14 protein-coding genes and 1 riboswitch are annotated in these 16,601 nt (G+C 39.4%); of the genes, 9 read left to right on the forward strand and 5 right to left on the reverse strand.

The window, feature by feature from the left end:
• Positions 1–69: 69 nt before the first annotated feature.
• The 3 genes from A9267_RS05110 to A9267_RS05120 all read right to left on the reverse strand — a co-directional run bounded on the left by A9267_RS05110 (position 70) and on the right by A9267_RS05120 (position 4,007).
• Complete coding sequence (locus A9267_RS05110) at positions 70–1,626, reverse strand: Na+/H+ antiporter NhaC family protein (RefSeq protein WP_055026055.1); 1,557 nt, start codon at positions 1,624–1,626, stop codon at positions 70–72.
• A 76-nt stretch (positions 1,627–1,702) separates the two neighbouring features.
• Positions 1,703–1,923: riboswitch (Lysine riboswitch) on the reverse strand.
• A gap of 408 nt (positions 1,924–2,331) precedes the next feature.
• On the reverse strand, positions 2,332–3,255 hold the full coding sequence (locus A9267_RS05115; RefSeq protein ID WP_065108496.1) for an electron transfer flavoprotein subunit alpha/FixB family protein: 924 nt from the start codon (positions 3,253–3,255) through the stop codon (positions 2,332–2,334).
• 2 nt (positions 3,256–3,257) lie between these two features.
• Positions 3,258–4,007 (reverse strand): electron transfer flavoprotein subunit beta/FixA family protein, encoded by a 750-nt coding sequence (locus A9267_RS05120; protein ID WP_065108497.1) that lies wholly within the window; start codon positions 4,005–4,007, stop codon positions 3,258–3,260.
• Between the two features lie 450 nt (positions 4,008–4,457).
• On the opposite strand from A9267_RS05120, the gene A9267_RS05125 reads away from it, so the two are divergent.
• The 8 genes from A9267_RS05125 to A9267_RS21735 all read left to right on the forward strand — a co-directional run bounded on the left by A9267_RS05125 (position 4,458) and on the right by A9267_RS21735 (position 11,029).
• Positions 4,458–4,862 carry an H-NS histone family protein gene (locus A9267_RS05125; protein ID WP_055026052.1) on the forward strand — a complete coding sequence of 135 codons (405 nt, stop codon included), beginning with the start codon at positions 4,458–4,460 and terminating at the stop codon, positions 4,860–4,862.
• A 138-nt stretch (positions 4,863–5,000) separates the two neighbouring features.
• The gene (gene rcsF / locus A9267_RS05130; protein ID WP_055026051.1) at positions 5,001–5,396 is read left to right on the forward strand and encodes an Rcs stress response system protein RcsF; all 396 of its coding nucleotides are present in this window, start codon (positions 5,001–5,003) and stop codon (positions 5,394–5,396) included.
• Between the two features lie 22 nt (positions 5,397–5,418).
• A complete protein-coding gene (gene tsaA, locus A9267_RS05135; RefSeq protein ID WP_055026050.1) occupies positions 5,419–6,156 on the forward strand; it encodes a tRNA (N6-threonylcarbamoyladenosine(37)-N6)-methyltransferase TrmO in 738 nt (245 codons plus the stop codon).
• 126 nt (positions 6,157–6,282) lie between these two features.
• Entirely contained in the window at positions 6,283–6,897 is a 615-nt protein-coding gene (locus tag A9267_RS05140) for an acyltransferase (RefSeq protein WP_065108498.1), read from the forward strand.
• Between the two features lie 201 nt (positions 6,898–7,098).
• Positions 7,099–8,814, forward strand: coding sequence for a proline--tRNA ligase (locus A9267_RS05145; protein WP_065108499.1), 1,716 nt, complete (start codon positions 7,099–7,101; stop codon positions 8,812–8,814).
• Positions 8,815–9,002: 188 nt separating this feature from the next.
• A complete protein-coding gene (locus A9267_RS05150) occupies positions 9,003–10,133 on the forward strand; it encodes a patatin-like phospholipase family protein (protein WP_055026047.1) in 1,131 nt (376 codons plus the stop codon).
• An 18-nt stretch (positions 10,134–10,151) separates the two neighbouring features.
• Positions 10,152–10,562, forward strand: coding sequence for a copper resistance protein NlpE (locus A9267_RS05155; RefSeq protein WP_055026046.1), 411 nt, complete (start codon positions 10,152–10,154; stop codon positions 10,560–10,562).
• Between the two features lie 305 nt (positions 10,563–10,867).
• Complete coding sequence (locus A9267_RS21735; protein ID WP_119968964.1) at positions 10,868–11,029, forward strand: small highly charged protein; 162 nt, start codon at positions 10,868–10,870, stop codon at positions 11,027–11,029.
• Positions 11,030–11,102: 73 nt separating this feature from the next.
• Here the strand turns inward: A9267_RS21735 and A9267_RS05160 are convergent, their stop codons facing one another.
• On the reverse strand, positions 11,103–11,645 hold the full coding sequence (locus A9267_RS05160; RefSeq protein WP_065108500.1) for a YfaZ family outer membrane protein: 543 nt from the start codon (positions 11,643–11,645) through the stop codon (positions 11,103–11,105).
• 309 nt (positions 11,646–11,954) lie between these two features.
• Here A9267_RS05160 and A9267_RS05165 point away from each other — a divergent pair, with 309 nt between their 5' ends.
• A complete protein-coding gene (locus tag A9267_RS05165; protein ID WP_055026044.1) occupies positions 11,955–12,440 on the forward strand; it encodes a glutathione peroxidase in 486 nt (161 codons plus the stop codon).
• Positions 12,441–14,727: 2,287 nt separating this feature from the next.
• Here A9267_RS05165 and A9267_RS05170 read toward each other — a convergent pair.
• Positions 14,728–16,509: a M1 family metallopeptidase gene (locus A9267_RS05170; RefSeq protein ID WP_065108501.1), complete on the reverse strand. Its 1,782-nt coding sequence runs from the start codon at positions 16,507–16,509 to the stop codon at positions 14,728–14,730.
• Positions 16,510–16,601 lie beyond the last annotated feature (92 nt).

Here is a 16,601-nt window from a genome sequence, read left to right on the forward strand (position 1 = left end):
CTAAACTGGGATCTGACTTTAACAAGTCGAGCTCACATTAAGTCACAAACTAAATCCAAGTGCTTAGGACTACTTAGTGGCTATTTTTAGCCCTAAGATTGCTAATACGAACAATACAGAACACGTAATAAAGCCCATCGCAACAGAACCAGAGAAACCAAGCACGGTATAACCCACAATACTGATAACCGCTACGATTATCGCGTAAGGCAATTGTGTCATAACGTGGTCAAGATGGTGACAGCTCGCTCCTGTCGAAGACAAGATAGTGGTATCAGAAATCGGTGAACAATGGTCTCCAAATACCGCACCAGAAAGCACAGCGGCAAGCATTGGTAACATCATAGTGCTATCACTGCCCATCGCCATATCGGCAGCGATTGGTAACATAATACCAAATGTACCCCAGCTAGTGCCGGTTGAAAATGCGGTTAAACCAGCTAATAAAAATAGCACTGCAGGCAGTAATGCAAATGGAATATTACCCGTTGCCAAGCTCGCCATATATTTACCCGTTTCAAGCTCGCCAATCACTGACGCAATTGTCCAAGCAAATAACAAGATATAAATAGCTGGCAACATTGACTTAGCGCCAACTTTGATTCCAGTAAACATCATGCTGGTGCTAATTTTTTGCTGCATGGTTAATGCAATCGTCACCACTAGACCCACTAATGAGCCGTAAAATAATGATTCGCTGACTTCAGTGTTTTCAAATGCACCTAAAACACTAAATGGTAACCCTTCACCCGCCAGCGCATCAGCACCAGTTGAAACCATAAAGTAAATAGTTGCCGCCACAAGCACAAAAATCGGCAGGAATAACCCCATGATTTTACCTGTATCAGCTTCTGGTAAATCAGCGGTCGCGCCTGGAGGTAACCCTTTGCTTTCGTCAAAGAGTTCGCCTTTTTGCGCATTACGCTCATGTTGGCGCATTGGGCCAATGTCTAAACCAAAGATAGCAACACACAATAAAAGTAATAGCGCAAAAATGGCATAAAAATTCATCGGCACCATTTGTAAAAACACGCTTAAATGGCCTGTATCAGCAAAACCATGTGCCGTTAAGATACCGCCAATTAGGGCAATAATGTATGCGCCCCAGCTTGAGACAGGAGAGATAACACATACTGGTGCAGCGGTTGAATCTAACAAGTAAGCCAGTTTTGCACGTGAAATATGGTAGCGATCAGTAATAGGACGTGCGATTGAGCCAACCACGATACTGTTGAAGTAATCGTCGATAAATACCACACAACCTAAGAACATGGTCATGAGTTTGGCGTCACGTTTATTGCGAATACGTTGGTGTGCCCAATCAGCAAACGCACGTGCTGAACCACTCACGGTAATTAAAGCGGTGATCATCCCCAGCACAACCAAGAAGCCAATAATTTGTAAATTCCAGGCATTGAGTGCGCCGTCATCCCACACTAAACTGGTGACAGTACTCACTAAGTGGCTTGCAGCTCCAGTAAAAGAGAAGTCAGTCAGCAATATCACGCCAGCAATAATACCTAAACCTAATGAAAGAAGTACTTTGCGTGTAACTACTGCTAATACAATTGCCACAACAGGAGGCAAAAGAGAGAGTGCCGAATCGGCATAACTTGTTATCATCATTTATATATTTTCTTCGTTGAGTACGAATGGAGGATAACTGATAAGGCAAGACATCGCATAAAGCGAAGACAAGAAACTTTTCAGTAGCACTCCACAGTAATATCGATATCAACATCGATATCCATTGTTTTATCCTCACGGATAAAAATTACTATGACAGTGCAGCCCCTTTCGGAAACTGCCCCAGCAAATGGTATTGATCGTACCGATTCACTTCGGCACCAAATCCTTTCAAATTAAGTTATTGGTATCAACCAACTTAACCATACTGATATTTGATGCGCCTCTACTTATGTATACGACAGTTTAAATGCTTGATAAAAGCTCACTGCCGCGACACAAGACCATACAAACATAAGCACGAGGTTAATTACCAGATAAAACTAGCTTATCTTGTGAGAAATAACATCACAATCAAAAAACAACACAAGACGATATCGACACCGTAACGAATTGTTAGCAAGCGAAGGATTATCCATCAATTAACGACAGTGAGATTAATATGCTTAAAAAATCTGATTATTGAATTAATTCAGGTGTATTTATATCGTTCAATAGGTTTAGCAATGATAAAGCTGAAAAACAATGTCATTTAATGCGCACTGACACTAAAACAAACTATCGAATAATCACGCCATAAACTGCGACCCAAAAAAAAGGTTTTTGCCTAAAAGACAAAAACCTTTTTCTACAATCAGTTTATAATTACAAAGATTGAGTTAACTCTGGAATCGCATCAAATAAGTCTGCTTCAAGTCCATAATCAGCCACTTGGAAAATTGGCGCTTCAGGATCTTTATTGATAGCCACAATCACTTTAGAGTCTTTCATACCCGCTAAATGTTGAATAGCGCCAGATATACCGACAGCGATATACAGATCAGGAGCAACAATTTTACCTGTTTGACCGACTTGTAAATCGTTAGGAACATAACCAGCATCAACAGCGGCACGTGAAGCGCCAACGGCAGCGGTTAGCTTGTCAGCTAATGCTTCTAGAATAGCAAAGTTCTCACCGCTACCCATGCCACGACCACCAGAAACAATCACTCCAGCGCTGCCTAATTCAGGGCGCTCAGATTCTGTGAGAGTTTGCGAAACAAAAACTGTCTTAGCTTCTGCAACAAAATCAACGTTAACCGCTTCAGCATTGCCATCGTTGCCTGCAGCATCAAATGCACTGGTACGAACCGTCATCACTTTTTTGTCATCTAAGCTTTGTACTGTCGCCAATGCAGAACCTGCATAAATAGGACGTACAAATGTGTCAGCACTCACCACATCTACGACTTCAGAAATTTGCGCAACATCTAATAATGCTGCCACACAAGGAAGTGTATCTTTACCTACACTGCTTGCTGCTGCTAGCACGTAATCGTAATCACTGGCGACATTAACAATTAACTTAGAAAGGTTTTCAGCCATTTGCGCTTCATAAGCAGCATTGTCAGCGACAAGGACTTTACTCACACCCGATAGTGCTTGTGCAGAAGCAACCACAGCACCAACATGACTACCAGCAACAAGCACATGGACATCGCCGCCAATTGCAGTTGCTGCACTAACGACTTTGGCCGTGTCTAATTTTAAACTTGCGTTATCGTGTTCTGCTAATACTAAAATAGCCATAATTAGATCACCTTCGCTTCATTTTTTAACTTTTCAACAAGTTCAGCCACCGAACTCACCATGACACCTGCTTGACGTTCTGCAGGTGGCGTCACTTTAATCACATTTTGATGTGCTTTAAGGCTTACACCCAAGTCATCAATAGAGAAGGTTTCAAGTGGTTTACGCTTTGCTTTCATAATATTAGGTAATGAAGCATAACGAGGCTCATTTAAGCGTAAGTCCGCAGTCACCACCGCTGGTAACGGCATTTTTAATGTTTGTAACCCACCATCAACTTCACGAGTCACTTCAGCACTGTCAGCAGTTAATGTTAATTCAGAAGCAAATGTTGCTTGTGGCATATCAGTTAAAGCAGCAAGCATTTGGCCTGTCTGGTTATTGTCGCCATCAATTGATTGCTTACCAAAAATAATCACATCAGCTTGTTCTTTTTCTTGAACCGCTTTTAAAATTTTAGCAATTGATAACGGCACTAAATCTTCATCAGTCGTCACATGAATGGCACGGTCAGCACCCAAAGCCATTGAAGTACGTAACTGCTCTTGTACTGATTTGGCACCAATACTCACCACTACAACTTCTGTGACACTTCCCGCTTCTTTTAGTCTAACGGCTTCTTCTACCGCGATTTCACAAAATGGGTTCAAGGCCATTTTCAAATTAGCAGTATCAACATCTGTGTTATCAGCTTTTACTCTGACTTTCACATTGGCATCGACTACGCGCTTTACAGGCACCAATACTTTCATGGGATTTCCTTCTACACCTTCAATGTATGTGGATGGCACATTGGCTTCAGCCAATGCAATATGGCATAACTTTACGTCCTGTTAACGTTAACGTCAACCAAAGTCAAACACTTGTTTATATAATTTTTAGTTAAGAGACTGCTGATAAATAACTTATATATGCAAATAAAATATTACTTTTAGACTTAATTAACGCTTTTTAATTAAAATTTGCCTATTTAAAGGTTTTTTTATTTGATCCAATCAAATTTACTTTCTATTATTAAGAGCAATTCAAGTAACCGTGCTTTTTTTACTATCTTTTTTTGTTTTAACAATTTAAATAGTCGCATCAATTTACACTCTAGTTTGATAACAATTAACCAATTTAGAGTATTGATAGGTATTATTTAATCATCACAGAATTACTTGAGATACTTATTAATTAAAATCATTAGGATGCACATTGATATGAGTGACTTTTTAGAAATTTTGACACATGGTCGTCGTTTTAAAGCTGCTGTAAAAGAGTTATCACTAGATGAATTACGTGAACTTTCTACTAAGCTTGAAAAAATCATTACAGAAAGAGAAGAAGACGAAAAAGCTGAATTAGAAGCCAATGCTGAGCGTAATGCACGCATTGCTGAAATATTAGCTCAAATTGAAAATAGCGGTTTATCAATTGAAGATTTAGGTGAAGTAACAGCAAAGCCTGCGCCTAAAAAGCGTGCCCCACGCCCTGCTAAATATCAAATTGAAGTAGATGGTGAATTAATTCAATGGACTGGTCAAGGCCGCATGCCAACTGTATTTAAAAACCAAGTAGATAATGGTAAAACAATGGAAGACTTCTTAATTCCTGGTATGGAATAAGTCTTAATCTACGATATGATAAAAAGCTTACTTCGGTAAGCTTTTTTGTTATCTAGGATGAGTAAACAGTATTTCCTCGACGCAATAAGCCATGTAAACTAACCCCTTCGCAGCACACCACTCAATTAGGCCTGTATTATGAATGTTTCTCGTCCAATGATGTCTTTCGCACTAGTATCAAGCTTTTTATTATCAGGCTGCGCAAGTGATTATACTTTTAATAGTAATTTAGACAGTAAAGCCATAGATGAGTATTTCAAGCCAACAAGCGTTGAACTATTTAAAGACGGTGAACGTCCAACTGGCGCATTTGATATTGTTGCCCTAGTTGAAGGCGAGTCTTGTCAAGAAACGGAAACTGGCGTCCCCGCTAATGTCGCTGATGCCCGCACACAAGCTCGTAAGAAGGCCAATGAACTGGGTGCTAATGGACTTATCGTTAAGAAGTGTCTATTAACAGAACAACCAACAGAAACTTGCTTTACCCAAGCATTCTGCGTCGGCCAAGCAATTAAAATGCACAATGTGCAATAACCTTTTTACTATTATTTAATTCATGACTACTCATTCTGACCAGCCGTTTCAATCTGATATTGAAGCGGTTGCAATTTGTCGCACGCCATATAAACAAAAATTTGGTATTCCTAGGCAACCTGGCCTAGTTAATGTCAAAGGCTGGGTTGAGTTAACCCCCAAATTTAACCAACTCGATGCCGTCAGGGGTATTGAACAATATTCACACCTTTGGCTACTTTTTTGTTTTCATGAAAACTTAGCACAAGGCTGGAAAAACACCGTTAGACCTCCTCGACTAGGCGGAAATGAAAAGCTAGGCGTATTTGCTACCCGCTCTACTTTTAGACCAAATGGCATTGGCCAATCTGTAGTTAAATTACATTCAGTTGTTAGACGCAACGGTAAAGTTTGCCTAGAAATATCTGGAATGGATTTATTAGATGGCACACCAATCATTGACATAAAACCCTATATTCCATTTTCTGACGCCATTGATAATGCAACTGGGGGCATTGCTCAATCAGCACCAGAATTAATAGAGGTTCAATATTCATCATTAGCTGAAACACAAGTTTTGGCTCACTCTAAAGCGCTTGATATATCGCATTTACAACAAGTAATTACGGATGTTTTAGCGCAAGACCCGAGGCCTGCATATAAAAAAGCCAAAGTTGATCTTAAAATTTATCAAGTTGCTTTATTTGATATAGATGTATTTTGGCGAGTTAATGATAAAACGATTGAGGTGATTGAAATTAAACCGACTAGCGTATGTTAAAATAAACTTAGCTTTTCGATTAACTATGTCATTTTCACCCATTTTTAGGCGAATTGATTTATCTAACAATGTTTTAAATCTAACGGTCATAATAATAATTTCGTTAACTTAATCTTAGGCTTAATAATGAATAATAAACCTGATTATCAAACTCAGCATAAAAAACGCCTATCTTGGATGCCTTGGCTTTATTTTTCGTTAAAAGAAAAACACTTAGTCTGGGCAAAGCCTTGGCAAGACGAGATCCAACAACATTTAACCCAAGTTGAAACTATTCATATTGGTGAGCACAGTTTTATCGCTCCTGAAGCCAACCTTTTTGCAGAACGTGGACGTGACATTCATATAGGTAACCAATGTATGATTGCAGCTGATGTGTTCCTCCACGGCCCTATTACACTGGGTAATGAGGTCGCGATTAACCACGGCTGTTCATTTGATGGCGGAAAAGTAGGGATCACGATCGGCAATAAGACCCGCATAGCAAATAACGTGACTATATACGCATTTAATCACGGGATGTCCGTCGATAGCCCTATTTACCAACAAGCTGTTACAGCCAAAGGGATCACAATTGGTGATGATGTTTGGATTGGAGCACAAGCTGGTATTGTTGATGGTGTCACTATTGGTAATCAAGCCATTGTCGGTATGGGCAGCATTGTCACCAAAGATGTCCCGGAGTTCGCTATTGTTGCAGGAAACCCTGCTAAAATAATCGGCGATAGGCGCGATAAGTAGTTAAAAAGTGCTGCACAATAACGCCTTGTCGTTCAATTTTCCTTGCTAACATGGCGATGTTAAACCAGCGTCTTATTGGTTTAATTATTTCAATGCCCTTGTTCCATATATTAAAGCCAAGATGTTGTTAATTATCTGGTGACAACATCGTTGCAAGTGCTAAAATGTCGCCCATTAATAGCTACTAAGTGGACATTGGGAATGCGAGTTAGCAATTACCTGCTTTCAACACAAAAAGAAACTCCTGCAAATGCAGAAGTGATCAGTCATCAATTAATGTTACGTGCAGGTTTTATCCGCCGTAATGCATCAGGCCTTTATTCATGGCTGCCCAGCGGATTACGCGTATTGCGTAAAGTTGAGGCGATTGTTCGTGAAGAAATGAATAATGCTGGTGCTGTTGAAATCTTAATGCCCCTAGTTCAGCCAGCCGATTTATGGGCTGAAACTGGTCGCTGGGAAAAATTCGGTCCAGAATTGCTCCGCTTTCAAGATCGCCACAATCGCGACTTCGTATTAGGTCCAACGCATGAAGAAGTCATTACCGACCTTGTACGTAAAGAAGTTAGCTCTTATAAGCAATTACCATTGAACTTATATCAAGTTCAAACAAAATTCCGTGATGAGGTTCGTCCTCGTTTTGGTGTGATGCGTGCTCGTGAGTTCTTGATGAAAGATGCTTACACATTCCATTTAAGCCAAGAGTGTTTAGATAACACCTACGCACAAATGCATAATGCATACAGTAAAATTTTTGAGCGTATGGGGTTAGCTTTCCGTCCTGTTATCGCAGATACAGGCTCAATTGGCGGCAGTGCTTCACATGAATTCCATGTACTTGCAAATAGCGGCGAAGATTTAATTGCTTACTCAAACGGCAGTGATTACGCAGCCAATATCGAGAAAGCAGAAACAGCTGAGCCTACAACAACGTTAGCTGCACCAACTCAAGAAATGACTTTAGTTGATACGCCAAATGCTAAAACGATTGCCGAGTTAGTTGAACAATTTGACGTTGAAATCACTAAAACAGTGAAAACATTGATTGTTAAAGGTGCGACTGAAGAAGCGCCGCTTGTAGCGCTAATCGTACGTGGCGATCATGAGCTAAATGAATTAAAAGCCGATAAGCACGAACTTGTTGCTGCACCACTTGAGTTTGCAACTGACGCAAAAATCAAAGATGCCATTGGTGCAAGCACTGGCTCTTTAGGCCCTGTTGGCTTAACAATACCGACCATCATTGACAAAGATGTTGCTGTGATGAGCGATTTCGCAGCGGGTGCCAACCAAGATGGCAAACATCATTTTGGCATTAACTGGGAACGTGACTTACCAATGGCGCAAGCGATGGATATTCGTAACGTTGTTGAAGGTGAGCCAACGCCTGACGGTAAAGGCACTTACGAGTTTGCACGTGGTATCGAAGTGGGTCACATCTTCCAACTTGGAACCAATTACTCAGAAGCCATGGGTGCAACCGTACTTGATGAAAACGGTAAAGCAAAAGAAATGCTGATGGGGTGTTATGGTATCGGTGTCAGTCGTATTGTTGCTGCAGCAATTGAGCAAAACCACGACGACCGAGGCATGATGTTGCCAGCGACCCTTGCCCCATTCACTGTGGGTATTTTACCGATGAACATGCACAAATCGCATCGTGTAAAAGAAATGGCAGAGCAGTTATACAAAGATTTGAGTGCTGAAGGTATTGAAATCTTACTGGACGATCGTAAAGAGCGCCCAGGTGTCATGTTCAATGACATGGAGCTAATTGGTCTACCTCACGTTGTCGTAATTGGTGACCGTAATATCGACGCTGGTGTATTTGAATATAAAAATCGCCGCACTGGTGAAAAGCAAGAAATTCCTTTTGACCAAATCGTTGACTTCATTAAGTCATCTATTAAAGGCTAAACCTTTACTCAAACCTTCACTAGGCTAGCTAAAACCTGCCTCAGTGAAAGACATTAAACGCACCTGAGGGTGCGTTTTTTTTACTAAAAATTTATACGATGGTGTAAAAAAAACTTCATTAACTCGTCTAACCAGATAATATTAACCATACTGATATCATGATGTTAAACACAATAAGGAGATAAACGTTGTCAGAGACTATTGCACTGGTATTAGGTGGCGGTGGCGCTAGGGCTGCATACCAAATTGGTGTGTTAAAAGCCTTAGTACAACTGTACCCTCGCAATCACCACATTCCATTTGCAATCCTCAGTGGTTCTTCAGCTGGTGCAATTAATGCCACTTCGTTAGCAACCCATGCATCGTGTTTTCATTTAGGTGTTAAAAAGCTCGATTGGGTATGGCGTCATTTTGAAACTAAAAAAGTATATCGCTCTTCTTTTTGGGATGTATTCAAACACCTTTGCAAGATGGCATTAAAAGGCCTACAGACTGATAAAATGAACACTGATGCCGGTAGTTTGCTCGATAACTCTCCGTTACGTCAGTTACTTAACCAGCTAATAGACTTCCAACGCATTGAGCGAAACATTGGCAGTGGCGCGCTAAAAGCGATTAGTATTGATGCTTCTAGTTATAACGACTCACATTCATACAGCTTCTACCAAGCCCATAATAGTGTCGATGATTGGCAAAGAGCCAGACGGCAAGGAAACCGCTGCACACTGACGACCAACCATTTGATGGCAACATCAGCTATTCCTTTGGTTTTTCCGTCAATTAAGCTCAATCAAGCTTACTTTGGCGATGGCTCAGTGCATCAATTATCCCCGCTATCAAGTTCAATTCATTTGGGGGCTGATAAAATCATGGTTATTAACCTCGATAGCCCACATAAAAAACCACAACACGAAATTGATGCTCACCCAAAAGCTGCCACCATCGCGGGTCACTTACTCGATACCATTTTTTCTGACACCTTAAACAGTGATCTTGAGCGGCTTGAAAGAATTAATACCACCTTAGATTTAATTCCTGGCGCAGATGTGGAAATGATAAACCTAAGGAAGATTAATACGTTAGTTATAAAGCCTAGTGAGGACCTAAGCGAAATTGCAGCAAGATATTATAAAGATCTTCCCCTCGCGATAAGGATACTCCTCAAATTCATTGGTATAGATAGTCAGTCAGACTCAAGTGTGGTTTCTTACCTATTATTTGAAAAAGCCTACACAAGTGCTTTAATTGATTTAGGTTATCAAGACGCAATGACACAGATAGACACCTTTAAGGACTTTTTTAATATCAAGACTACCTAGCTGGATAAAAGGAATGTTATGGACGCAATAAGGATAATTGCTCTAGCAACTTTGCTGATGTTAGCAGCCTGCAATGACACTAAGTTACAATTTGACCCCGATCCTCTCAAAGGCAGCTTACATACGGTTGACTGGGCAGGCACTTACCAAGGCGTTTTTCCTTGTCCAAGCTGCAACGGAATGAAAACCATACTCACCTTAATTGCCCCTAATCAATACACCATTTCAACAGAGCACTTAGGACAAGACCCTAACCCATTTGTCAGTTCAGGTGAGTTCAATTGGGATAGTACAGGAAATATAATCTATTTAGATCGAGGGCAAATTTACCAAGTTGTAGAAAGCAAAATGTACTTATTGAATGTGGAAAGTCAACGAATACGTGGGGAACACGAAGAGCAGTACATTGTTCATAAAATCAGTTCATAAAATCAGTTCAAAAAATCAGTTCAAAAAATCAGTTCAAAAAATCAGCTCATAAAAAAGCCTTCCCCTTATATGTCCAACAGTATGTCCAGTCGTCGATATACATTGTTAGCAATTAGCTTCCCGGCTACCGCCTAACATAAGCGAATGATACCAGATAGGTCGGAAAGAATTTTTCACCAACAAAGCACATATATTTTGCTTTCGCTTCAAAATAAAATTCGGTAAAAAGTACGGGTAACCAGTCATGATATACGCTATGACAGCCCTAAAAACTCAGCTGTAGTAGCATCACTTTGGAAAGAGTTATGTCTCAAAACTATAAATTCGATATCGACGATCTTCTTTGGGATGAAGAAGTTGAAACCAAGCCCAAAACGAAAAAAGTCAATCATCGTAGAAAGGATACCAAAAAACGTTATGCCGATGATTACGCTGAATTAGATTTTGAGGCGAACCAATATCAGTGACAGACTGCCATAAAAAAAAGCAAGTTGCTCAGCAACTTGCTTTTTTATATATGAACGACCAACGATGTAAGTGCTAGAATTTTGCCGTACCGCCAATATAGAAACCATCATCAAATGAGCGATCTGAACGGTCGTCATATTTGAATGTTAAGTTACGGTAACCTACAAACAATGCCATATTCGGGTTAAAGCTATACTTCACTTTTGCACCGAGCTCGGTGTAGCCATCGACGTTAGAAAAAGATAATACAGAAGGTGCATAATAAGCATCACCATGTAATGATAAATTGTTATTCAGCGCCAAGCTGTAATGACCACCCACTGATATCACACTGCCATTTGGATTATTATCAAACCAAACTGAAGACCATTTAGGGCCTACTTCAATAGTATGTGGACCAGTTTGATGAACCATGTGCATCGCAAATTCAGCCAAATGTCCTTTTTTATCAGAATAAATGTAACCCGCTTCAAGGTTGGTATGCTCATTAAGGTAAGATTTTAAATCAGCAGAAACCACATGTTCGCTTATACCAAACGTTAATTCGGATGCACTTGCATTCAACGATAGTGCACTTACTGCCGCTATGGCTACAGCTTTAATGGTTTTGCTCATGTTAATACCTCAATCAAGAATCATAATTTGCCGAGATTATACTGACCATTATTATTAAGTCTTTATAAATCAGTCACGCTGGTGACAAATCAATCACTCGCATACAAACTTCAAACGCGTTAATAACAATTTAACCAAATGATTCATACTTGCTACTTATAAATATTGATGACGACATTGCTAAAAAATAAACGAAATAGCAGTGTTTTTGATATCTAACTCACAACAAAAAATTTAAATTGCGCGCAACTTAATTGTGCTATTAGAGTTGATCAGATATAGTAAGAACAAATCTATGAGGAGTAAGTTATGAGTCAGTCTTTTTACGATCAATCAGCAGTTGATATTCAAGGTAATACCGTTTCAATGGCACAATTTAAAGACAAAGTTGTGTTAGTCGTTAACACCGCTAGTGAATGTGGCTTTACTCATCAATACAAACCACTGGAACATTTATACCAACTCTACAAAGATCAAGGTTTTGTGGTATTAGGTTTTCCGTGTAATCAATTTGGTAAACAAGAAAAAGGCGACGAAGCAGCTATCAGTGAATTTTGTGAAATTAATTTCGGGGTCACCTTCCCACTATTTAGCAAAATTGATGTAAATGGCCCAGATTCAGCACCGCTATATACTTTCTTGAAGTCACAAGCTAAGGGATTATTAGGTAGTCAGTCGATAAAATGGAACTTTACAAAATTTTTAATCAACAAAGATGGCAAGGTTCTCAATCGATATTCACCAACAACAAAGCCGGAAAACCTAATGAGTGAAATTGAGGGCTTATTAAAATAAACATCAACCCACTGAATTTAAATACAAAAAATTTATCAAAAGTCATATCAAAATAAATATCAAAATAAATTGTATTTTTTTTGAACTATCCAGAGAAGGGAGAGTCTTACTTACTAAGACAGTGTGATTTCACTTTCATCATCTCCCTGGGACTTCTAGCGCGGTCCCCTTGATCTCAAAGTGGATCGATAGGCAATCATTTGATTGCCTTTTTTTATGGCTCTAAATACGTAAGCCAATACATCGACATCTCAATCATAATAGTACTCCTCTCCGACTAGCTAAAACTCATAAAAAGCGGCGTAATGGCAAGACTCTAGGTCATCAAAAATCAGTTTTTTTATATTTTTATAAAAAATTTTAAATTTATTTGAACCTTTTTGAATAGCAACGCTCTGAGTATATGTAGCAAGTTGGTAAGCGTTAATGGTAAAGCAAACCCTTCATCACGGTTTACTTCACAAGACAATTTATCAACATGGTCTCATCAACCAATGCTAACCGAATTATTTTTAAGACTGCTTTACTGGTTTTTGAATTGTTCATCATCATCCCCCCATTCGGGAACCTGTTAATCTGCTAGCGCTTGATTAACTTATGTCCCACAAGAAATACTTCTGGCAACCCATTGGGTTGCCATTTTTTTTATCTATGCTTTAATCAATACAAAAATCACCCCTTCCATACAAAGCCCGCACGCTTATGTTGGTATGAGATAGAAAGGAGTGTTGGTTAAAAATGAATCTTGGATATAAATAAAATGAAAAGATCATTTTTTTATAAAATCATTGAACCTTTTATTAAACCACCACTCTGAGTAACTGTAGCGAGTTGATAATGGTTAAGTTGATTCTTACTTACCAACTATCTCAAGTTTGATTAGCCCTTCATCACGGCAACATTAAATGATCGCTAACCGAATTAGTTTAAGACTGTTTCATTGTTCATCATCATCCCCCTTATTTGGGAACCTGTTAATTCGCTAGCGCTTGATTAACTTATGTCCCGCAAGAAATACTTCTGGCAACCCATTGGGTTGCCATTTTTTTATCTGTGCTTTAATCAATACAAAAATGACCCCTTCCATACAAAGCCCACACGCTTATGTTGGTATGAGATAGAAAGGAGTGTTGGTTAAAAATGAATCTTGGATAAAAATGAAATGAAAAGATTATTTTTTTATAAAATCATTGAACCTTTTATTAAACCGACACTCTGAGTAACTGTAGCGAGTTGATAATGGTTAAGTGGATTCTTACTTACCCAACATCTCAAGTTTGATTAGCCCTTCATCACGGCAACATTAAATGATTGCTAACCGAATTAGTTTAAGACTGTTTCATTGTTCATCATCATCCCCCCTTATTTGGGAACTTGTTAATTCGCTAGCGCTTGATTAACTTATGTCCCGCAAGAAATACTTCTGGCAACCCATTGGGTTGCCATTTTTTATTTGTGCTTTAATCAATACAAAAATGACCCCTTCCATACAAAGCCCGCACGCTTATGTTCGTATGAGATAGAAAGGAGTGTTGGTTAAAAATGAATCTTGGATATAAATAGAATGAAAAAATCATTTTTTTATAAAATCATTGAACCTTTTATTAAACCACCACTCTGAGTAACTGTAGCGAGTTGATAATGGTTAAGTGGATTCTTACTTACCCAACATCTCAAGTTTGATTAGCCCTTCATCACGGCAACATTAAATGATCGCTAACCGAATTAGTTTACGACTGTTTCATTGTTCATCATCCCCCTTATTTGGGAACCTGTTAATCCGCTAGCGTATGATTAACTTATGTCCCACAAGAAATACTTCTGGCAACCCATTGGGTTGCCATTTTTTTATCTTTAATTCAGCAAATAAAATTTGAGGTTAATCGGGCAAGTTTCGCTCAAAGCAAGAAGAGTTGGGTTAATTTTAAACAGGTCTCTTTAAGCTAAAAAATTTTTCCTAAAAAATGTATTTTTTTACTCATGACATTGAACCTTTTGTTAAACCGATACTCTGAGTAACTGTAGCGAGTTGATAATGGTTAAGTGGATTCTTACTTACCCAACATCTCAAGTTTGATTAGCCCTTCATCACGGCAACATTAAATGATCGCTAACCGAATTAGTTTACGACTGTTTCATTGTTCATCATCATCCCCCTTATTTGGGAACCAGTTAATCCGCTAGCGTATGATTAACTTATGTCCCACAAGAAATACTTCTGGCAACCCATTGGGTTGCCATTTTTTTGTTCGTTATTTAGCTAAGGAGTATTGAGGTAACTTGAGTTTTATGACGTAAGCATAACATCCAGTTGTACTTGTAATGATGGGTGATAGCTTGCTCTTGTTTGCTGATAAATATCTGACACAAAATCCACATAGCCAGCAATAAGCAATTCACTGTAGAGTGGTTTTACAAATTTTGCTCGTCCAATACTTCCTAAGAATTCAGCGACGGTTGGCAGCACTATCTCATAATGGTTTCGAATGGCGACTCTAAGCCAGTCACATGCAAGCTCTGCATTTTTACTCTGAGTAAAACCAAAGGTCATATCCAAATCTTTCAACTGAACCTGCGTTAATTGAAATGGCAATTGGTTGATAAAGTACTGCCAATGGTGCACTCGCCAGCCTGCCACATTCAATTGCTTTGCATGCCCTCCTGCGCAAAATTGTGTTAATGCCGAGGTCACTTTGTCTAAGCTACTTGATGTTGGGCCCTCGAACCACTCAGGTAGGCCCTCACCATAAACCCAAGTGAGTAATTCACCCTCTGATATTTTATCGCCATGCTGGTGTAATAAGGTTTGTTTGGCATACTCTACAAACGTCTCTGTTGTAATAGCCTCAAACTTAAACTGCTGAACATAATTAAATAAGAACACATCAAAATCAGCGCGGCCTAGCCTCGATTCAAGCTCATGTACAAACATAGAGGCTTTATCATAAGTAAATCGATTAAATGAGTCGTTAGCATCTTGAAACTGGACATTGGCTGGCAAAGTTTGTGCACTTAGTGGCATTGATAGCATTTCTTCTTTTAAGCGGCCATATTCAATCACCCACTCAAGTTCCGCTTGTTCTTGGCCATATATTTTTTCAACCAAACGATTGGTGAAATATGTGGTAAAACCTTCATTTAGCCATAAGTCACGCCAGGTTGCATTACTGACTAAATTGCCTGTCCAAGAGTGGGCTAATTCATGCGCCACGGTTGACACTAAGCTTTTATCACCTGCAATTAATGTTGGAGTAATAAATGCTAAACGTGGGTTCTCCATCCCACCAAAAGGGAAACTGGGTGGCAGCACTATCATGTCATAACGATCCCAAGGGTAAGGCCCCAATAAAGATTCAGCAGCCACAATCATTGATTCGGTATCTTCAAACTCCTTGAGCGCCTTATCAAGCATGCCAGGTTCTGTATAAATAGCGCATCGATGGCTAATCTCACCATAAGCTAAATCGCCAACTGCAAGCGCAAGCAAATGAGTTGGAATGGGTTTTTCCATTTCAAAATAGAATTGACCATCTTGAGGTATAGCAGAAGAATTAGCGGCGCTCATTACTGCACGAAGACCGTTATTAACTTTGACACTCGCATTGAAAGTGATTCTGGCCTTCGGGCTGTCTTGCAGCGGGATCCAGCTTCGGGCATTAACAGGCTGAGATTGACTAAATAGATAAGGGTGTTGTTTACCTAAGGTTTGCTCAGGAGTTAACCACTGTAATCCTTGGGCACTAGGCGAAGTACGATAATGAATAACCACTTCGGTAATCTCTGTACCGATATCAACAGTGATTTGCCCGCCTTGAAACTCGCTTAAGCTTTCCTGTGAATAGTGACACTGGTTTCCATGGATATCTGTCACGGCATCAATCAACAAATCACGGCTATCTAGCACTAAATGCACAGCGGATGTTTGCCGTTTAAATTGCAAATTAACCTGTCCATGAAGTTGCTGTTTGTCAAAGTCAACATCAAGGAAAAGCGTCATATGATGCACGATAATGTCATCAGTGTTAGCAACAGAATGGTAGTCACGAGTGAAATCTAATTGTTCAGCCACATCAAACCCTTATTGGAATTATTATCGGGTTATATTAACTCACTTAGGTCTTTTCATCGAGTCTATTAAGCGGACACAAAAAAGCCTCACGA

This window comes from Shewanella sp. UCD-FRSSP16_17, assembly GCF_001675935.1.
GTDB lineage: Bacteria > Pseudomonadota > Gammaproteobacteria > Enterobacterales > Shewanellaceae > Shewanella > Shewanella japonica.